This window comes from Streptomyces sp. NPDC002867 (genome assembly GCF_053591895.1).
In genome coordinates this window covers 54592-73574 of record NZ_JBSFUR010000028.1, presented here as the reverse complement: position 1 = coordinate 73574, position 18983 = coordinate 54592, and the positions used below count along the sequence as shown (strand labels likewise).

Annotated in this window: 17 protein-coding genes and 1 other RNA gene; 2 read left to right on the top strand and 16 right to left on the bottom strand. The window is 70.8% G+C overall.

Annotated features, from left to right (window positions below):
• Positions 1–42: 42 nt before the first annotated feature.
• The 9 genes from ACWD0A_RS24190 to ACWD0A_RS24150 form a co-directional block, all read right to left on the bottom strand.
• Positions 43–324 (bottom strand): HU family DNA-binding protein, encoded by a 282-nt coding sequence (locus tag ACWD0A_RS24190; RefSeq protein WP_004571953.1) that lies wholly within the window; start codon positions 322–324, stop codon positions 43–45.
• 353 nt (positions 325–677) lie between these two features.
• Positions 678–2108, bottom strand: coding sequence for a malic enzyme-like NAD(P)-binding protein (locus tag ACWD0A_RS24185; protein WP_451301284.1), 1431 nt, complete (start codon positions 2106–2108; stop codon positions 678–680).
• A gap of 388 nt (positions 2109–2496) precedes the next feature.
• Complete coding sequence (locus ACWD0A_RS24180) at positions 2497–4821, bottom strand: HelD family protein (protein WP_451301282.1); 2325 nt, start codon at positions 4819–4821, stop codon at positions 2497–2499.
• 117 nt (positions 4822–4938) lie between these two features.
• Positions 4939–5760 (bottom strand): anti-sigma factor family protein, encoded by an 822-nt coding sequence (locus ACWD0A_RS24175; RefSeq protein WP_451301280.1) that lies wholly within the window; start codon positions 5758–5760, stop codon positions 4939–4941.
• Entirely contained in the window at positions 5757–6344 is a 588-nt protein-coding gene (locus ACWD0A_RS24170) for a sigma-70 family RNA polymerase sigma factor (protein ID WP_451301278.1), read from the bottom strand. The genes ACWD0A_RS24175 and ACWD0A_RS24170 overlap by 4 nt, the downstream gene beginning before the upstream one ends.
• A gap of 98 nt (positions 6345–6442) precedes the next feature.
• Complete coding sequence (locus tag ACWD0A_RS24165; RefSeq protein WP_451301276.1) at positions 6443–7039, bottom strand: CGNR zinc finger domain-containing protein; 597 nt, start codon at positions 7037–7039, stop codon at positions 6443–6445.
• 176 nt (positions 7040–7215) lie between these two features.
• A complete protein-coding gene (locus ACWD0A_RS24160) occupies positions 7216–8361 on the bottom strand; it encodes a uroporphyrinogen-III synthase (RefSeq protein WP_451301274.1) in 1146 nt (381 codons plus the stop codon).
• A 140-nt stretch (positions 8362–8501) separates the two neighbouring features.
• Positions 8502–9854: a nitrate/nitrite transporter gene (locus tag ACWD0A_RS24155; protein WP_451301272.1), complete on the bottom strand. Its 1353-nt coding sequence runs from the start codon at positions 9852–9854 to the stop codon at positions 8502–8504.
• Positions 9855–10032: 178 nt separating this feature from the next.
• Complete coding sequence (locus tag ACWD0A_RS24150; protein WP_451301270.1) at positions 10033–11004, bottom strand: LysR family transcriptional regulator; 972 nt, start codon at positions 11002–11004, stop codon at positions 10033–10035.
• A gap of 82 nt (positions 11005–11086) precedes the next feature.
• Between ACWD0A_RS24150 and ACWD0A_RS24145 the strand changes: the two genes are divergently transcribed.
• Positions 11087–12400 carry an MFS transporter gene (locus ACWD0A_RS24145; RefSeq protein WP_451301268.1) on the top strand — a complete coding sequence of 438 codons (1314 nt, stop codon included), beginning with the start codon at positions 11087–11089 and terminating at the stop codon, positions 12398–12400.
• Positions 12401–12463: 63 nt separating this feature from the next.
• Here ACWD0A_RS24145 and ssrA read toward each other — a convergent pair.
• The 5 genes from ssrA to ftsE form a co-directional block, all read right to left on the bottom strand.
• Positions 12464–12833, bottom strand: a transfer-messenger RNA (tmRNA) gene (ssrA, locus tag ACWD0A_RS24140).
• Between the two features lie 89 nt (positions 12834–12922).
• Entirely contained in the window at positions 12923–13402 is a 480-nt protein-coding gene (gene smpB, locus ACWD0A_RS24135) for an SsrA-binding protein SmpB (RefSeq protein ID WP_392324279.1), read from the bottom strand.
• 18 nt (positions 13403–13420) lie between these two features.
• Positions 13421–14575 (bottom strand): S41 family peptidase, encoded by a 1155-nt coding sequence (locus ACWD0A_RS24130; RefSeq protein ID WP_451301266.1) that lies wholly within the window; start codon positions 14573–14575, stop codon positions 13421–13423.
• A gap of 67 nt (positions 14576–14642) precedes the next feature.
• A complete protein-coding gene (ftsX, locus tag ACWD0A_RS24125) occupies positions 14643–15560 on the bottom strand; it encodes a permease-like cell division protein FtsX (protein ID WP_451301264.1) in 918 nt (305 codons plus the stop codon).
• Between the two features lie 32 nt (positions 15561–15592).
• Complete coding sequence (gene ftsE, locus ACWD0A_RS24120) at positions 15593–16282, bottom strand: cell division ATP-binding protein FtsE (RefSeq protein WP_177152610.1); 690 nt, start codon at positions 16280–16282, stop codon at positions 15593–15595.
• Positions 16283–16531: 249 nt separating this feature from the next.
• Between ftsE and ACWD0A_RS24115 the strand changes: the two genes are divergently transcribed.
• Entirely contained in the window at positions 16532–16726 is a 195-nt protein-coding gene (locus ACWD0A_RS24115; RefSeq protein ID WP_451301261.1) for a hypothetical protein, read from the top strand.
• A gap of 80 nt (positions 16727–16806) precedes the next feature.
• Here ACWD0A_RS24115 and ACWD0A_RS24110 read toward each other — a convergent pair whose 3' ends face one another.
• Positions 16807–17544: an LPXTG cell wall anchor domain-containing protein gene (locus ACWD0A_RS24110; protein WP_451301259.1), complete on the bottom strand. Its 738-nt coding sequence runs from the start codon at positions 17542–17544 to the stop codon at positions 16807–16809.
• 269 nt (positions 17545–17813) lie between these two features.
• Positions 17814–18920 carry a peptide chain release factor 2 gene (gene prfB / locus ACWD0A_RS24105; RefSeq protein WP_451301257.1) on the bottom strand — a complete coding sequence of 369 codons (1107 nt, stop codon included), beginning with the start codon at positions 18918–18920 and terminating at the stop codon, positions 17814–17816.
• Positions 18921–18983 lie beyond the last annotated feature (63 nt).

Sequence of the window (18983 nt, the reverse complement as noted above, 5' to 3'; positions counted from 1 at the left end):
CGGGCACCCGTAGCGGTGCCCGCCCTTCCGGCGCTTCAGGCCTTACTTGCCCTTGGCGGCTTCCTTGAGCTTCGAGCCCGCGGAGACCTTCACGCTGTAGCCGGCCGGGATCTGGATCGGGTCGCCGGTCTGCGGGTTACGAGCGGTGCGAGCGGCACGGTGGGTGCGCTCGAAGGTCAGGAAGCCGGGGATGGTGACCTTCTCGTCGCCCTTGGCGACGACCTCGCCGACGGTCTCGGCGAGAGCGGCCAGAACGGCGTCGGCGTCCTTGCGGGTCACCTCGGCGCGGTCGGCCAGCGCGGCCACCAGCTCACTGCGGTTCATTTCGTTACTCCCGTGTTCTTCTTGCCTGTGAGGCGTGGATCGAAGCCGATGCTGCCAGGGCCCTCGGACAGTCCCCGGACCCGGGTCTGCTGTCAGACCCCTCCGCGCCCGCGGGGGTCCCCCCAAGGCGCAGGTCCTCAAGGAAGCATCCTGCCCCCACCAGCGGCGGGAAAGCCAATCCGGCACCCTCCGGAGTCACACGAAAAGCGCCAGCGCCCCGTCGTGGTGACGTTCCGTCGACTCCCTTGAGACCCATTGGAGCGGCCCGGCCGCGGCCGGACTGCGGCCGCGGGCTCATGGTCCGCCACCCTAAAGGGGGGTTTGGGATGCCGCGACCCGCGACGCGCCGTATGTCAGGCGGACGTGGGGCCCGTCACAGCCGCTGCCGCCTTGGCCGCCTCGCGGACGGCGCCCGCGACGGCGCCCGCGACCTTGTCGTTGAAGACCGACGGAACGATGTAGTTCGGATTGAGCTCGTCCTCGGTCACGACGTCCGCGAGCGCGGCCGCCGCCGCCAGCATCATCTCCGTGTTGACGGTCCGGGACTGGGCGTCCAGCAGACCGCGGAACACACCCGGGAACACCAGCACGTTGTTGATCTGGTTGGGGAAGTCGGAACGGCCCGTGGCCACAACTGCCGCAGTCTGACGGGCGATTGCCGGGTCGACCTCCGGATCCGGGTTCGCGAGCGCGAAGACGATCGCCCCGTCCGCCATCGCCGCGACATCCTCCGCACCCAGCAGATTCGGGGCCGAGACACCGATGAACACATCGGCCCCCACGACCGCCTCCCTGAGCGTGCCGGTGACACCCTCCGGGTTGGTGTTGTCCGCGATCCAGCGCAGCGGGGAACCGGCCGCCGCCCCCACCAGGTCCTCACGGCCCGCGTGCACGACACCCTGGATGTCGGCCACCACGGCGTGCTTGACACCCGCCGCGATCAGCAGCTTCAGAATGGCCGTGCCGGCCGCTCCCGCACCCGACATGACCACCCGCACATCGCCGACCGACTTGCCCACCACACGCAGCGCGTTGGTCAGCGCGGCGAGGACGACGATGGCGGTGCCGTGCTGGTCGTCGTGGAAGACGGGGATGTCCAGCGCCTCGCGCAGCCGGGCCTCGATCTCGAAACAGCGGGGCGCGGAGATGTCCTCCAGATTGATGCCGGCGAAGCCGGGGGCGATCGCCTTGACGATCTCCACGATCGCGTCCGTGTCCTGGGTGTCCAGGCAGATGGGCCAGGCGTCGATGCCCGCGAACCGCTTGAACAGGGCCGCCTTGCCCTCCATGACCGGCAGCGCGGCCTTGGGCCCGATGTTGCCCAGACCCAGCACGGCGGAGCCGTCCGTCACCACTGCAACGGAGTTGCGCTTGATCGTCAGACGGCGGGCGTCCTCGGGGTTCTCCGCGATCGCCATGCACACACGCGCCACACCCGGCGTGTAGATCATCGAGAGGTCGTCACGGTTGCGGATGGGATGCTTGGACGCCATCTCGATCTTGCCGCCGAGGTGCATCAGGAACGTACGGTCGGACACCTTGCCGAGGACGACACCCTCGATCTTGCGCAGCTCCTCGACGATCTCGTCGGCATGCGCGGTGGAGCTCGCGGCGATCGTGACGTCGATACGCAGCTTCTCGTGACCCGAAGCGGTCACATCCAGGCCGGTCACGGAGCCGCCGTTGGACTCCACAGCCGTGGTCAGCTGGGACACCGCGGTTCCGCTCGCGGGCACCTCCAGCCGGACCGTCATCGAGTACGAGACGCTGGGCGCCGTTGCCATGACCGGGTTCCTCTGCTTTCCCTAGCTTCGTTGCTGCGCGACGCCAGGGGCCGAGGCCCGGCAGCGCCTAACGATGGTGACACCTACCTGCCGGTAGCAGGTAATGCGGTCATTTTGTTTTCGGAAATTCTTTTCCACCATACGAGAAGTGCCCGGGAAACAGAAGAGGCCCGGAGTCACCGATACGGTGCTCCGAGCCTCTTCCAGGTGGTTCAAGTGGCACCGACCCGCCATGCTCGCCTCGCGGCAAGTGGTCGCTCGTGGCGACGAAGGTTGGGCCCGGGGGCTTGGATCGAGCCGGTGCCACACCCAGGCTAACGCACCACCCGGGCAAGTGATTCCCCTCCCGCGTGTTGACTCGCCGTCAGTCGCCCGCGGGCCGCACTCGTCAGTCGCGCAACAGGTCGGGCACGCCCTCCGCGTCCGGCTGGTCACGGCGGTCCGAGACGACCGTGAGCTGCTGCGTCGCGCGGGTCAGCGCCACGTACAGCACCCGCAGGCCGGCCGGCGACTCGTCCGCGATCTCCGCGGGCGAGACGACCACCGTCGCGTCGTACTCCAGTCCCTTGGCCTCCAGCGAACCGAGGGCCACCACGCGCTCGCCGAGACCCGCGAGCCAGCGGGCCGCCTCCTCGCGGCGGTTCATGGCGACGACGACGCCCACGGTGCCCTCCACCCGGGCCAGCAGCCGCTCGGCCTCGGCCCGCACCGCTCCCGCCAGGTCGCCGTCCTCGGGGACGACGGCGAACCGCGGCTCGACGCCCGTCGAGCGGACCGCCGAGGGCGCCTGCATGCCCGGCATGGCCAGGGCGAGCACCCTGGCGGCCAGCTCGGCGATCTCGGCGGGGTTCCGGTAGTTCACGGTCAGCTCGAAGCGACGCCGCGGACGGGTGCCCAGCGCCTCGTCGCGCGCCTCGGCCGCCTCGTCCGGGGACGACCAGGACGACTGGGCCGGGTCGCCGACGACGGTCCAGGTGGCGTGCCTGCCGCGGCGGCCGACCATGCGCCACTGCATGGGAGTGAGGTCCTGCGCCTCGTCGACGATCACGTGTGCGTACTCGGTCCGCTCGGCCGCGAGCCGCTCCGCGCGTTCGCGCTGCGACTCCTCGCGCTGCGGCATCAGCTCCTCGAGACCGGTGAGCTGGTCCAGCGGGTCGAGCTCGCGCCTCCTGCGCGGCCTGGCGGGCGTGCCGAGCAGGGTGTCCAGCTCGTCCAGGAGCGCCACGTCGTGCACGGACAGGGCGTCCCGGCGCAGGGAACGGGCGAGCCTGCGCACCTCCCCGGGGTTCAGCACCCGGCGGGCCCAGCGGCCGAGCCGCTTCTCGTCCGCCATCGCCGTCAGCACGCCGCGCGGGGTCAGCTCCGGCCACCAGGCGTCCAGGAACGCGACGAAGCCGTCCTCGCCGGTGACGTCCTCGTCGAAGGAGGAGCGCAGCTCGGCCGCCAGCTCGGGGTCCTCGTGCCGTCCGGCGGCTCCGGACTTGGCGTACAGGGCGTCCAGGAGCAGGCGGCGGGCGCGGGGACGCAGCAGATTGACGGGGGTGGTGCCGCCCAGCACGTTGTTGCGGATGCGCTGGAGCTCGTCGGCCTCCAGCTCCAGACGCCGCCCGAAGGCGACGACGCGCAGTCGCGTGGGGCCCTCCCGCAGTTCGAGAGCGCCCCTGGCGGCCTTGCGCAGCACCTTGAGCATCCGGGAGGAGCCCTTGACGCGGGCCACGGCGGGTTCGTCGTACGCCGTCGCCTCGGCGCCGTCCACCAGGGAGCCGACCGCGCGGATGGCGACCTGCCCCTCCTCGCCGAGCGAGGGCAGCACACCCTCGGTGTAGGCCACCAGGAGCGGTGTCGGCGAGACGATCAGGATGCCGCCCGCGTACCGCCGGCGGTCCTGGTAGAGCAGGTACGCGGCCCGGTGCAGGGCCACCGCGGTCTTGCCCGTGCCCGGGCCGCCCTCGACGTAGGTCACGGAGGCGGCGGGGGCGCGGATGACGAGATCCTGCTCTGCCTGGATGGAGGCGACGATGTCGCGCATGGTGTGGCTGCGGGCCTGCCCCAGGGCCGCCATCAGCGCGCCGTCGCCGACGACGGGCAGTTCCTCGCCGCCGAGGAACGCGGTCAGCTCGGGACGCATCAGGTCGTCCTCGACGCCGAGGACCTTGCGCCCCTTGGAGCGGATGACGCGCCGGCGCACCACACGGCCGGGGTCGACGGGCGTGGAGCGGTAGAAGGGCGCGGCGGCCGGGGCACGCCAGTCGATGACCAGCGGGGCGTAGTCGGAGTCGAGGACGCCGATGCGGCCGATGTGCAGGGTCTCGCCGATGTCGGCCGTGTTGTCCGGCCGTACGGCCTCGTCGGCGGGCTCGACGGAGGTGTACGCGCCGTCGGGGCCCTTCTTGCCGTCCTTGCCGTACAGCAGGTCGATACGGCCGAAGAGGAAGTCCTCGAACTCGTTGTTGAGCCGGTTCAGGTGCACGCCGGCGCGGAAGACCTGGGCGTCCCGCTCGGCGAGCGCCCCGGGCGTGCCGACCTGCCCCCGCTTGGCGGCGTCGTTCATCAGGAACTCCGCCTCGTGGATCTTCTCCTCGAGACGGCGGTACACCCGGTCCAGGTGGATCTGCTCGACGGCGATCTCCCGGTCCCGCACCGAGTCGGCTGCGGAGCCGATCACGGTGTCGACAACGGAATCAACGGATTCAGCGGCATGCGGCGCGGCCACCGAGGCCCCCTTCTGACGTGCACTGGGCAGCCGTCAACCGTACGCCAAGGGGGGCGGACATTGCACCTGTACCGGCCGCGCCCGGGTCAGCGGTCTGCCCGTGCGCGGCCTGGCGGGCTACGCGTCGACCTCCACCAGGCGCTGCCCGTCGAAGGTGCGCACCTCGAAGTGGTCGATGTCGTTGCGGTCCATCGCCGCGCCGCCGTGCACGTACAGCGGGTTCTTCGCGGCCTTCTCGGGACTGTCGGGGATGCCGTAGCCCCACTTCGGCACGGCCCAGGACGTCACGACCTCCTCCTCGCCGGTCTTGGACACGGCGATGAGGTTGCACTTCAGGGGGCCCTTGACGTTCTTCAGCTCCAGGACGGCGTGGGTGCCCCAGCCCTTCTTCTCCATGCCGACGACCGCGCTGACCTTCGTCGTCGCGTCGATGGCCTGCACCTTCTCCTCCATGTGGTTGAAGAAGGCGTCCTCGGCGGGGCTGGTCGGGTGCGGTTCGACGGCCTGGTTGCCGGTGGTGTCGTCGGCCGTGACCACGACCGCGACGGCCGGACCGCCGATGATCAGCGCCGCCGCGGCCGCGAGGAGGTACATGCCGCGCCGGCGCTTGGCGGCACGGCCCGCGGCCACCTCGTTCATCAGGCCGTCGAGAACCCGGGGGCTCGGGGACGTGGGCACGACGGGTGCGGGGCGCGGCGGCGGGAAGTCCATGCGGCCCGGCATGCCGGGCAGGCTGTGGACGTTCTGCGGCGGCGGGGCCGGCGCCTCGGCCAGCATGGCCAGCATCGGCTCCATCCCCGAGAACTCCTCGAGGCGGGCGGCGCAGATGTCGCACCCGGCGAGGTGCGCCTCGAAGGCGGAGGCATCCGCCTCGTCGAGCACGCCGAGCACGTACGCGCCGACGGCGTCGTGTACGGACTCCTGCTCGTACCTGGTCATGCCGAGACCCCCCTCTCCTCCAGAGCGAGCTTCATGGACCGGAGCGCGTAGAACACTCGGGACCGCACGGTCCCACTGGGTATGCCGAGTGTTTCGGCCGCCTCATTGACCGTACGCCCCTTGAAATACGTCTCGACAAGGACTTCCCGGTGGGCGGGCGTCAAATCATCGAGCGCATCCGAGAGCGTCATCAGCCACAACGCCTTGTCGATCTCGTCCTCCGCGGGCATGACCTCCAGCGGCGACGGGTCGACCTCCTGCGGCCGGGCCTGCCGGCTGCGGTGACCGTCGATGACGATGCGCCGGGCGACCGTCACCAGCCAGGGTCGGACAGAGCCGGTCGCCCGGTTGAGCTGACCGGCGTTCTTCCAGGCACGGATGAGCGTCTCCTGCACGACGTCCTCGGCGCGCTGGCGGTCGCCTGCGACGAGACGCAGTACATAGGCGAGCAACGGTCCCGCGTGTTCGCGATAGAGCGCGCGCATCAACTCCTCGTCGGGCACGGAGGAATCGATGCGCGGCTTCTGGCTGCGATGGCGGGCCCGTTGCGGACGGTCATCGGCCACGGCGGCATCCTTGCGCACCTGAACCTCCCGGTCGAGACCCTGTTTCCTGGTCCCCCTTCACTACGGGGTCCGGAAGGGGATCACTCAACGCGAGGAGAAGAAATTTCAAGATCTTTTCAGTGGGCGGCCGCTTTGCGCCGGTGCCGGGCCACGCGCTCGCGATTGCCGCACACCTCGCTGGAGCACCAGCGCCGCCGTCGGCCGCGGGAGGTGTCCAGGTAGAGGCGGGCGCAGCTGTCGCCCTCGCACCGGCGGAGCCGGGAGCGGGCGACGGGGTCGGTGAGCAGGTCGACGGCGTCGCGGGCGACGGCCGCGAGCAGCGCGGCGCGCCCGGGCACGGCGCTCAGCGCCCGTACGAGCGTGCCGTCCCCGTCCCGTACGGCCCTGATGCCGGGCGGCGGCCCCTCGGCGAGGGCGTTGAGGGTCTCCAACGCCGGGCCCGCGGCGCGTCCTTCGAGTGCGGCGCCCACCAATTGGGCGATGCACTCGCGCAGTTCGACGAAGCCGGTGACCCAGGAGTCGTCGACCGCGCCGATCCGGGTCCCGGCGGGCACGAGCCCGGCGCCCGTCAGCCAGCAGGAGAGCCGCCCCGGTCCGGCGAGCGGTTCGCACCCGACGCCCGCCCGGTCGGCCTGTGGTGCTGTGGCCACGAGATCCAGGCAGACCCGCCCGGAGTCGAACCGCCACTCGTACGAGCCCGTGCCCGCCGCCATGTGCCTGTCACCGCCTAGGGTTTCACGACCGGCTGTCCCCACCAGAGTGCCCGCCCGCCCCTTCCCCCGAAAGCCCGCGTCGGCCCCGCACCCGGCAACCGGGCGGAATCCAGCCCCGCCGGCGCTTGAGGCGCGGGGCCGGGGCAGAGACCGGCAACCCGCCGCGCGACCCCGGCTCAGGCCCCCGCGTACTTCGTGTCCGCCGACGGGTCCAGCGACAGCCGGTACCCGCGTTTGACCACCGTCTGGATCAGCTTCGGCGCGCCCAGCGCCGTCCGCAGGCGCGCCATCGCCGTTTCGACGGCGTGCTCGTCCTTGCCCGTGCCCGGCAGCACCCGCAGCAGGTCGGCCCGGGAGACGACCCAGCCGGGGCGCAGCGACAGGGCCCGCAGCAGCGCCATACCCGCGGGCGGCACGGGGCGCAGGTCGTCGTCGACCAGGACCGCGTGACCCCGGATCTCGACACGATGGCCCGCGATCGGCAGCGTACGGGCGCGAGCGGGCAGTTCGGCGCCGAGCAGCTGCACGAGCGGGCCGAGCCGGAACCGTTCCGGCTGCACCGTGGTCACCCCCGCCGCCTGGAGCGGCACCGCGGTGACCGGCCCCACGCACGCCGCGAGGACGTCGTGGTCGAAGGACTCCAGCAGCCGGCCCAGCAGCCCGCGGCTCTCCGCGCGGGAGAGCAGGGAGGCCGCGGCGGGCGCGCTCGTGAAGGTCACGGCGTCCAGGCCGCGCGCGATCGTCGCGTCGAGGAGCCGGTCGAGCGGGGCGATGTCCTCGGGCTCCATCCACCGGTACACCGGGACGAGGACGACGTCGGCGCCCGCGGCCCGCAGCGATTCGACGAACCCGGGCAGCGGCTCGCCGTGCAGCTGGAGCGCGATGCGGCGGCCGGAGACGCCCTCGTCCAGCAGCCGGTCCAGTACCTCCGCCATGGACTCGGAGGCCGGGGACCACTCCTCGGTGAGCCCGGCGGCCCGGATCGCGCCTTTCACCTTGGGACCGCGCGCGAGGAGTTCGACGCCGCGCAGCCGGGCGAGCAGGTCCTCGCCGAAGCCCCACCCGTCGGCGGCCTCGACCCAGCCGCGGAAGCCGATGGCGGTGGTGGCGACGACCACGTCGGGCGCGTGGTCGATGAGTTCCTTGGTGGCGGCGAGCAGCTCCGCGTCGTCGGCGAGCGGAACGATACGCAGCGCCGGGGCGTGCAGCACGGCCGCGCCCCGCCGCCGCAGCAGTGCGCCGAGCTCGTCGGCGCGGCGGGCGGCGGTGACGCCGACGGTGAAGCCCGCGAGCGGGCCGTGTGGTTGGCCGTGGTCGTGCATCTCGGTCGTCCCTACTGAATCTGCCTGGATGTACCCCATTGGACTGCTGAACTGGCGGCCGAGCCTGTCAAAGGTGCGTGACAGGCCCGGATCGCTCAGATTTCGCCCTTGTTACACACCCACTGATGCTTCCCGCCGGTTCAGACCCGGGCGTACTCCGGCGCGGGCTCCGTCGCGGTGTCCGCGGTGCGGGCCGGGACGACGGCGGGCCGGCGAAGGTATACCGCCCACGTCAGCGCGGAGCACACCGCGTAGAAGGCGAGGAAGGCGACGAAGGCGGCGGTGCCGGTGCCCGCCGTCTGGAAGGACTGGCGGAAGGCGAGGTTGATCGCGAGCCCGCCGACCGCGCCGACCGCGCCGATGAGCCCCATGGAGGCGCCGGAGAGCCGGCGCCCGTAGGCGGCCGCGGTCTCGCCGGTCATGCCCATGGCCAGCGCCTTGTTCTGGAAGATGCCGGGGATCATCTTGTACGTCGAGCCGTTGCCGAGCCCGCTGAGGACGAACAGGCCGATGAACCCGACGAGGAAGACGCCGAGGGACTCCTGGACGGACGCGGCGACGACGACTCCGGTGGCGGCGGCCATGCCGGCGAAGTTCCACAGGGTGATGCGGGCGCCGCCGAAGCGGTCGGCGAGCGCTCCACCGAGGGGCCGGATCAGCGAGCCGAGGAGCGGGCCGATGAAGGTGAGCGACGCGGCCTGCAGCGGGGTGCGCCCGAACTGCGTCTGCAGCACGAGACCGAAGGCGAAGCTGTAGCCGATGAACGAGCCGAAGGTGCCGATGTACAGGAAGGCCATGATCCAGGTGTGGCCCTCCTTGGCGGCGTCCTTCGCGGCCCCGGTGTCGTTCTTGACCGGCGCCAGGTTGTCCATCCACAGGGCCGCGCACACGGCGGCGACCACGATGAGCGGCATGTAGATGCCGAGCACGAGCCGCGGGTGGGCCGCTCCCGCGGTGCCGATGATCAGCAGGGCGACGAGCTGGATGACGGGGACGCCGATGTTGCCGCCGCCCGCGTTGAGGCCCAGCGCCCAGCCCTTCTTCCGCAGCGGGAAGAAGGCGTTGATGTTCGTCATCGACGAGGCGAAGTTGCCGCCGCCGACGCCGGTGAGGGCGGCGACCGCGATGAACGTGCCGTACGAGGTGCCGGGCTCCATCACCGCGTAGGCCGCGCCGGTCGGCAGGAGCAGCAGCAGCGCGCTGAAGACGGTCCAGTTGCGTCCGCCGAACCGGGCGACGGCGAAGGTGTACGGCACCCGGATCACGGCCCCCACCACGGTCGCGGTGGCGATCAGGAAGAACTTCCCGGCCGGGTCCACGCCGTACTCGGGCCCCATGAAGAGGACCATCACGGACCACAGGCTCCAGATCGAGAACCCGATGTGCTCACTGAGTACGGAGAAGAGGAGATTACGCCGGGCGATCCGCTCCCCCTTCGTCTGCCAGAAGGTCTCGTCCTCGGGGTCCCACTGTTCGATCCATCGGCCTGCCATCACGCGCCTCCACCTGGGTCTCGTCGTGGGATACGACGCTATGGACGGCGCGTTTCAGGCCGGTGCCGTGAGGTGACCGGTGCGAAACCTTGCTCTCACGTCCGCCGTACCGGCCCCGTGAGGCCGGCGCCTCGGCGGGCGGCAGGCCACGGCGGGCGGCCGCGCCGTCGGGACGGCCTCAGGACCGACCGTACATCAGGGACGTATCGCCCTCGGGCAGCCATTGTGCGGGATCCCTTTCCAGCCAGCCCTCCCGCTCGGCCAGCTCGGCCGCCGCGCGGCGCAGCGCCTCCAGACCGGGGTGGCGCAGCCCCTTGCGCCACACCAGCGAGACCGGCGACAGCGGCACGGGATCGACGAGCGGCCGCCGTACGGTACCGGGGAGTGCCGGGAAGTCGACGACCACGAGCACCGGATTGCCGAACTTCTCCATCACCCGCCGGAACTCCTCCTCGCCCACCGCCAGCGGCGCGGGCGGCGCGACGGTGATGCCCCGCCCGGCGAACAGCTTCCGCGCCAGGTCGGTCCACTCCGGTGTCCTCGGGTTCCCGTCTCCGGCGTACACGGTCTCGCCGGCCAGCGCGCCCAGCGGGACACGCTCCAGTGGCGAGAGCGGATGGGTCTCGGGCAGCAGGACCGCCATGGGCTCCAGCCGTACGGGCTGCTGGGCGAGCTGCGCCCGCACAGAGGGCGCCAGTCCGGCGAAGCGCCCGAAGGACACGTCGAGCCGGCCGGCCAGGATCTCGGCCGCGGCATGGCTCAGTCCGCTCTCGTAGCGGGCCATCAGCTCGCACTCCGGGGCGAGTTCACGGGCGCGCGCCAGGACGCGCGCGGACGTCATGGTCGGGCCCGGGCTGTTGAGGTCGACCAGCAGCGGGCGCGCGGCCCCGTCGGCGGCGGCGCGCAGTTCGTCCTGGGCGGCGAGCACCCGCCGGGCGTACGGCAGCAGCCGCTCGCCGTCCGCGGTGAGCGTCACATGCCGGGTGGTCCGCACGAACAGCTCGACGCCCAGCTCCCGTTCGAGCCGTCGGACGTCACGGCTGAGCGCCTGCTGGGCGACGTAGAGCCTGGCGGCGGCGCGGGTGAAGTGGAGCTCGTCGGCGACGGCGGCGAAGGCGCGCAGCAGGCGCGGATCCAGATCTCGGGGCACGCCGCATTCAACAACACAGGTGCGTGAATGGCCATCGATCAGGTGTTGGACGGGCCACGCAGGCAGCCGTGAGGGTGGAGCCATGCCGCAGACCCCCCGGCCGCACGAGGCCGCTCGCCCTCCCCTGCCCGCGATCACGCCCGGGTCCCCGGCCTTCGTGCCCCGCTTCGACGCGGGTGACGACGCGACGCGGACCGCCGGGCTCGAGGCTCCTGCGCGGCGCGTGCGGCGGCGCAGGCCGCCCGGCCCCTACGGGCGGCTGTTCGCCACGCCCGGTGCCCGCGCGTTCACCGCGGGAAATCTGATCGCCCGCCTTCCGATGGGGATGTTCAGCGTAAGCGCCGTCATCATGATCGCCGGGTCCCGCGGTTCGTACGCGCTGGCCGGCGCCGTCACCGCGACCGGGCTCGCCGCCACCGCGCTGGTCGCGCCGTGGACGGCACGGCTCGTCGACCGGTACGGCCAGGCACGGATCGCCGTGCCCGCCACGGTCCTCGCGGTGCTCGGCGAGCTGGCCCTGCTGCTGTGCGTGCGCTTCGGCGCGCCCGACTGGACACTGTTCGCCGCCTACGCGGCGACCGCCACCATCCCCAACACCGGGGGCATGTCCCGGGCCCGCTGGGCGCACCTGCACCGGGGCGATCCGGCCGCCCTGCACACGGCGAACTCCTTCGAGCAGGCGGCCGACGAGCTCTGCTTCATGCTCGGACCCGTCCTCGCGGCGTTCCTGTGCGCGGCGCTGTTCCCGGAAGCGGGCACGCTGACCGCCGCGATCCTGCTCCTCGTGGGCGTCCTCGTCTTCGCCGCGCAGCGTTCCACCGAGCCGCCCCCGGCACCGCGTACCGCCGCGGGCTCGCCGCTGCGCGCCGCCGGCATGCCCGCCCTGCTCCTGGTGTTCCTCGCCACGGGAGCGGTCTTCGGCGCGATGGAGGTCGTCACGCTCGCCTTCGTCGACGGTCCGGCGGCAGGTGCGGTGCTCGCGCTCCAGGCCGCGGGTTCGTGCGCCGCCGGCCTGGTCTACGGCCGGGTCGGGCGGGCGGCCGGACTCGTGACCACGCTCACCGCGATGACGGTCCTGATGTCGCTGCCGCTGCTGGCCGCCGCGGGCACCGGCTCGGTGCTCGCCGTCGCGGGCGCCCTGCTGCTGGCGGGCATGGCGACGGCGCCGACGATGGTGACCGGGATGACCGCGGTCCAGCGTCTGACCCCGCCGGGCCAGGTCAACGAGGGCATGACCCTGGCCGTCACCGCGCTGCTCGGGGGCATCGCGGCGGGATCGGCGAGCGGCGGCTGGGTGGTGGAGCACCTGAGCCCCGCGGCCGGATACGCCGTGCCGGTGTGCGCCGCGGCGGTCGCGCTGGCGGTGGCGGGCATGACGAAGGCCCGGCTGCCGTAGCTGCCGGGCCTTGTCCACATGGGATGCGGGGACCCCGGGGGCGTATGCCTCCGGGACCTCCATCGGTGGAGATGGCGGGAATCGAACCCGCGTCCAACGGTGCAGAACCAGGGCTTCTCCGTGTGCAGTCCGCTGCGCTTTTCTCGGCCCCGGAGATCACGCGGACAAGTCTCCGACGGGCTCAGTCACTGTTTGGTTTCCCTCTCGACCCCGTGACCGGGCCTAGAGGTTTAGTTCCCTAGCTGATGCCAGGATCCGGGTCGGGAACAGCCCCGGGCTGACACTTCGCGAGTCGCTACTTAGGCAGCGAGGGCGAAGGAATCGCGCTTGGTGTTGGCGATTATTGGTTGCGACATATGGTTAACGAGATCATTGCCGCTTCCTCGACACGCTTCCCCTGCTTCGACATCCGCTGTCGAAACCGATCATCCCCATGTTGATTTATCAATCGTCGCCCCTGCCGTGCGGGGCAGGAGCCATCGTACGTGACCAACGCACGACGGTGCCACCGTATTCCCGCGGCTACGCCCGCTGCCGCCGTCGCACCGCCGACATCGCGCGGTCCGCCTCGCGGCGGTCCTGCTTCTCCCGCAGCGTCTGGCGCTTGTCGTACTCCTTCTTGCCCTTCGCCAGCGCGATCTCGACCTTGGCCCGGCCGTCCTTGAAGTACAGGACGAGGGGCACGATCGTGTGACCCGTCTCCTGGGACTTCGACTCGAGCTTGTCGATCTCCGCCCGGTGCATCAGCAGCTTCCGCTTGCGTCGCGCGCTGTGGTTCGTCCACGTGCCCTGGCTGTACTCGGGGACGTGCACGTTGTGCAGCCACGCCTCGTGGCCGTCAATCTGGACGAAGCCGTCCACCAGCGAGGCCCGTCCCTGACGCAGCGACTTCACCTCGGTCCCCATCAGCACGAGACCGCACTCGTAGGTGTCGATGATGTGGTAGTCGTGCCGCGCCTTCTTGTTCTGCGCGATCAGCTTGCGCCCTTTTTCCTTTGCCATAGTGCGCTCATTTTCGCACTACGAGGCCCCCTTGAGGCCACTCAATACCGACTGCGCACGTTGTTCGGCGCCCTCGCCCGCCGGCAGGTCCGGGGTGATGCCCTCGCCGTCCACGCTGTCACCCGACGGAGTGCGGTAGTGGCCCACCGTGAGCTCGGCCACCGAGCCGTCGGGCAGCCGGCTCGGCATCTGCACCGAGCCCTTGCCGAAGGTGCGCGAGCCGACGGTGATCGCCCGGCCGCGGTCCTTCAGCGCGCCGGTGACCAGCTCGGCCGCGCTCATCGTGCCCGCGTCGACCAGGGCGACGAGGGGCCGGCGGGTGTCTCCGCCGCCCTCCGCGTAGAGCGCCTGCTGCTCGCCGCGCACGTCGTACGTGGCGACCAGGCCGCCGTCGAGGAAGGCGGACGCGGCCGTCACGGCCTCGGAGACCAGGCCGCCCGGGTTGCCCCGCAGGTCCAGGAGGACGCCCGCGCCCTCGGGTGCCCGGCGCACCGCCTCCCGCACCCGCGCGCCCGAACCCTTGGTGAACGAGGAGACCTTGATCATCACGGTGTCCTCGCCGAGGTGACGGACGGTGACGCTCTCGGTGGTCAGCCGGGCGCGGGTCAGGGTCTCGGTCCAGCGGCGGCCGTCCCGCTCCAGTCCGAGGACGACGTCCGTGCCGTCCGCCCCGCGCAGCAGCGCCACGACGTCGGTGACCGGACGCCGGGCGACCTCCTGCCCGTCCACGGTCCGCAACCGGTCGCCGGGCCGGATCCCGGCCCGGTCCGCGGGACCGCCCTTCTGGACCTCCGCGACCTCCGTGCGGCCGCCGGTGCGCCGGGTCCGCAGGCCCACTCCGGTGTACTCGCCGTCGAGGGCGTTCTCGAACTCCTCGAACTCCTCGCTGTCGTACACCGCGCTCCAGCGGTCGCCGCTGCGGCTGACGAACTCCTCCGCCGCCTCGGTGCCCGACTTGCCGTCCGCCATCGCCTCGACGGCGGCCCGTGCGACCGCGTCGCGGTCCACGGTCGCGGCCGCCGCGCGGACGGAGAGCCTGCGCGACGTCTCCTGCCCCTCGCCCGGCAGACCGCCGGTGGCGGCGGCGGTGGCGAGAACGGTCGCGAAGACCAAGGTCAGGGCTGCCCCACGGCGGATGCCGTGGGGCCGAGGACTGAACTCCGGTCCCGACATGGCGTCGAGTCTAGGACAAGCGAAGGGCGCCGTACGGCGGTTGACCGTACGGCGCCCGGGGCGCTTGTCACACCTTGAGGTACTTGCGCAATGCGATGAAAGCCGCAACAGCGGGCATCAGCAGACCGATCACAAGGATCAGGGGCAGCACGGCCAGAACGGAGTCCCAGCCGATGAAGTTCACCAACTGCATCTTGTCCGCCAGCGCAAGGCCGTTGTCGATGAGGAAGTACCGTCCGACGAGCAGCATCACGCAGGCGACGGCTCCGCCGAGCGCGCCGGCGACGGCGGCCTCCATGATGAACGGCGTCTGGATGTAGAAGCTGGACGCACCCACCAGGCGCATGATGCCGGTTTCACGCCGTCGGCTGAACGCCGAAACGCGCACGGTGTTGACGATCAGCATCATCGCGATGACGAGCATCAGGCCCATGACGCACAGGGCGGCGATGCGCATGCCGTTCATCAAGTCGAAGAGGTTCTGCAGGATGTTGCGCTGGTCCTGGACGGACTGAACACCGTCCCGGCCGGCGAACGCGGTCGCGACCACCTTGTACTTCTCGGGGTCGTGGAGCTTGACCCGGAACGACTCCTGCATCTGGTCCGGCGTGATGGTGGACGCGATGGGGGTGTCGCCGTACTGCTCCTTGTAATGCTTGTACGCCTGCTCGGCCGTCTCGTGGTCGACGGTGTCGACGACGTCCATCTTCTTCAGATCGGACTCGATCTGTTCCTTCTGCGCACTGGTGACGGCGCCCTTGGCGCACTGGGCCGACGTGGCCGCGTCGTTCTTGTTGCACAGGAAGATGGAGACGTTGACCTTGTCGTACCAGAAGTCCTTCATCGTGTTGACCTGCTCACGCATGAGCAGCGCGCCACCGAAGAGAGCGAGCGACAGGGCGACGGAGACGATGACGGCGAACGTCATCGTGAGATTGCGACGGAGACCGACACCGATCTCCGACATGACGAACTGGGCGCGCATGGCGTGCTTTCAGCCTTTCAGTCTGTCCGGGCTCAGTGCTGGTAGCCGTAGACGCCGCGTGCCTGGTCGCGTACGAGACGGCCCTGCTCGAGCTCGATGACGCGCTTGCGCATCTGGTCGACGATGTTCTGGTCGTGCGTCGCCATCACCACGGTCGTACCGGTGCGGTTGATGCGGTCCAGCAGCTTCATGATGCCGACCGACGTCTGCGGGTCGAGGTTTCCGGTCGGCTCGTCCGCGATCAGCAGCATCGGGCGGTTGACGAAGGCACGGGCGATCGCCACGCGCTGCTGCTCACCGCCGGAGAGCTCACCGGGCATCCGGTCCTCCTTCCCGCCGAGTCCGACAAGGTCGAGGACCTGCGGCACGGCCTTGCGGATCTCGCCGCGCGGCTTTCCGATGACCTCCTGGGCGAACGCCACGTTCTCGGCGACGGTCTTGTTGGGCAGGAGGCGGAAGTCCTGGAAGACGGTGCCCAGCTGGCGCCGCATGTGCGGCACCTTCCAGTTGGACAGGCGGGCCAGGTCCTTGCCGAGGACATGGACCATGCCCTGGCTGGCGCGCTCCTCGCGGAGGAGGAGCCGCAGGAACGTGGACTTGCCGGAACCGGACGACCCCACGAGGAAGACGAACTCGCCCTTCTCGATTTCGAGGGAGACGTCGCGCAGGGCAGGTCGGTTCTGCTTGGGGTAGCTCTTGGAGACGTTGTCGAATCGGATCACGGGTGCACCACGGTCGGCCGGGAGTAGGTGTGCGTGACCTTACGCGAACCGGGACGGGCCGTGCAGGCACCGCCCCGACTTGCCCTTTTTGTCCGGTCGAGGAACGGGGGTAATCCGGCGGGGCGCGCCGAAAAGCGCGTGAGCTGGCACAGTGGTAGGGGAACAGTGGCCATTCCCAGTGCGTTGTCGGGAGAGAAATGTGCTGACGGTCCGCGCCTGCGGCTCCGGCGCGCGGGAGGAGGAAAGCGCATGACCTACGACCGATTGGTGTGCGCCAACTGCGCGGCACCCGTTGCCGAGGGCCGCTGCCCGGTCTGCCGGGCCAATCGTGAGCGCCTCCAGCAGCAGGGCCCCTTCGGCGGCATGAGCCCCGTGACGCTGCTGGCTCTGCTGGTGGCCCTGATAGCGACACTGGCGATGTTCGCGGCGTACAGGACCGCATAGCCCAGGACACACCGAAGGGCCCGGGTGCTCGGCACCCGGGCCCTTGTGTTGCGCTATGCGCTTGTTACGGTCCGTATCGCTCAGACAGCAGCGCGTCCGCCACCGACGAGACGCGGCAGCATGCGGAAGCCGATGCCACCGGCGATCATCGTCGCGGCGCCGATCAGCAGGAACGTGGTCTCGGCAGCGCCGGTCTCGGCGAGCTCGCCGCCGTTGCCGTTGCCGGTACCGGACAGCTCTTCCTTGCCCTGGCCCTGCTCGACGGGCTGCGAGCCGGCGTTGTCGGTGTCGGTGCCGTCACCGTCGATCACGCCGCCGTTGGGGTCGGTGTCGTTGCCGCCGTTGCCGTTGCCGCCGTTGCCGTTGCCGCCGTTGCCGCCGTTGCCGTCGCCCGGGTCACCGGGGTCGCCCGGGTCACCGGGGTCACCCGGGTCGCCCGGGTCACCGGGGTCACCCGGGTCGCCCGGGTCACCGGGGTCACCCGGGTCGCCCGGGTCACCGGGGTCACCCGGGTCACCGGGGTCACCGGGGTCACCCGGGTCACCGGGGTCGCCCGGGTCACCGGGGTCGCCCGGGTCACCGGGGTCGCCCGGGTCGCCCGGGTTGCAGCCCAGCGGGGCGACGTCGCAGGGCTCTTCGGGCTCATTGATGCCGATACCGGCGTCGATGCCGTTCTCGTCCGCGTTGGCGGAGACCTCAAGGGGGCCCACGTTGATGTCGAGGGCCTGTGCGGCGCCGGCGGCGGTCAGCGACGCACCCGCGGCGATCACCGCGCCGGCGGCTATACGCGCGACACGGATCCGCGTCTTCTTGGTCATCTGGCTGCTACCCCCAGTAGCTATCTCGTCATTGGAGCAGCGCCCGGGGCAGCCGGCTCGGGGGTCTTTGCTCTGTGCCCCCGTTCACACACGCCCCGGAGATACGCATGCCGCGCGCCAGCTTTCCCAGATTTCGCAACAGCGTCAAGGTCGTTGCGGGCGCGATGTCCGAAATGCTGTCAGTTGACTGACGTGCAGGGATGCAACTGTGACACAAACGGGAACTGCCGCCCGGTGGGCGGCAGTTCCCTTGTCGACAAAGCGAGGATTTACTTCTCCTGCTGCTTGCGCCAGCGAATTCCGGCTTCCAGGAAGCTGTCGATCTCGCCGTCGAGCACCGACTGCGGGTTGCCCACCTCGAACTCCGTACGCAGGTCCTTGACCATCTGGTACGGGTGCAGGACGTACGAACGCATCTGGTTTCCCCAGGAGTTGCCGCCGTCGCCCTTGAGGGCGTCCATCCTGGCCTGCTCCTCCTGGCGGCGGCGCTCCAGCAGCTTCGCCTGGAGGACGTTCATCGCGCTCGCCTTGTTCTGGATCTGGGAGCGCTCGTTCTGGCAGGAGACCACGATGCCGGTCGGGATGTGCGTGATGCGCACCGCCGAGTCGGTGGTGTTGACGCCCTGGCCGCCGGGGCCGGACGCCCGGTACACGTCGATGCGCAGCTCCGACTCGTCGATCTCGACGTGGTCGGACTGCTCGACGACCGGCAGCACCTCGACGCCCGCGAAGGACGTCTGGCGGCGGCCCTGGTTGTCGAAGGGCGAGATGCGCACCAGACGGTGCGTGCCCTGCTCTACGGAGAGCGTGCCGTACGCGTACGGCGCCTTGACGACGAAGGTGGTCGACTTGATGCCGGCCTCTTCCGCGTAGGACGTCTCGTAGACCTCGGTGCCGTAGCCGTGTCGCTCGGCCCAGCGCAGGTACATGCGCTGCAGCTGCTCGGCGAAGTCGGCGGCGTCGACGCCGCCGGCCTCGGCGCGGATGTTGACCAGCGCCTCGCGCTCGTCGTACTCGCCGGACAGGAGGGTGCGGACCTCCATCTCGTCCAGCGCCTTGCGCACGGCCTGCAGCTCGATCTCGGCCTCGGCACGGGTGTCCGGGTCGTCCTCGTCCTCCGCGAGCTCGAAGAGCACCTCGAGGTCGTCGATACGGCCGCGGAGCGCCTCGGCCTTGCGCACCTCGGCCTGGAGGTGCGAAAGCTTGCTCGTGATCTTCTGCGCCGCCTCGGGGTCGTCCCACAGGGACGGTGCCGCCGCCTGCTCCTCGAGCACGGCGATGTCTGCCCTCATCCTGTCGAGGTCCAGAACGGCCTCGATCGACCCCATGGTCGAGGAAAGGGACTTCAGCTCTTCGGAAACATCGACGACTGCCACGGGTCCAGCGTAACGGCTGAGCGGCGGAACCCGTGCTGCCCCTGCTTCCGGCCCCTGGGGACG

Coding starts and splice junctions, on each gene's coding strand:
- ACWD0A_RS24190 (WP_004571953.1), bottom strand. CDS start 324: ATGAACCGCAGTGAGCTGGTGGCCGCGCTGGCCGACCGCGCCGAGGTG.
- ACWD0A_RS24185 (WP_451301284.1), bottom strand. CDS start 2,108: ATGGCAACGGCGCCCAGCGTCTCGTACTCGATGACGGTCCGGCTGGAG.
- ACWD0A_RS24175 (WP_451301280.1), bottom strand. CDS start 5,760: ATGACCAGGTACGAGCAGGAGTCCGTACACGACGCCGTCGGCGCGTAC.
- ACWD0A_RS24165 (WP_451301276.1), bottom strand. CDS start 7,039: ATGGCGGCGGGCACGGGCTCGTACGAGTGGCGGTTCGACTCCGGGCGG.
- ACWD0A_RS24160 (WP_451301274.1), bottom strand. CDS start 8,361: ATGCACGACCACGGCCAACCACACGGCCCGCTCGCGGGCTTCACCGTC.
- ACWD0A_RS24155 (WP_451301272.1), bottom strand. CDS start 9,854: ATGGCAGGCCGATGGATCGAACAGTGGGACCCCGAGGACGAGACCTTC.
- ACWD0A_RS24145 (WP_451301268.1), top strand. CDS start 11,087: ATGCCGCAGACCCCCCGGCCGCACGAGGCCGCTCGCCCTCCCCTGCCC.
- smpB (WP_392324279.1), bottom strand. CDS start 13,402: ATGGCAAAGGAAAAAGGGCGCAAGCTGATCGCGCAGAACAAGAAGGCG.
- ACWD0A_RS24130 (WP_451301266.1), bottom strand. CDS start 14,575: ATGTCGGGACCGGAGTTCAGTCCTCGGCCCCACGGCATCCGCCGTGGG.
- ftsX (WP_451301264.1), bottom strand. CDS start 15,560: ATGCGCGCCCAGTTCGTCATGTCGGAGATCGGTGTCGGTCTCCGTCGC.
- ACWD0A_RS24115 (WP_451301261.1), top strand. CDS start 16,532: ATGACCTACGACCGATTGGTGTGCGCCAACTGCGCGGCACCCGTTGCC.
- ACWD0A_RS24110 (WP_451301259.1), bottom strand. CDS start 17,544: ATGACCAAGAAGACGCGGATCCGTGTCGCGCGTATAGCCGCCGGCGCG.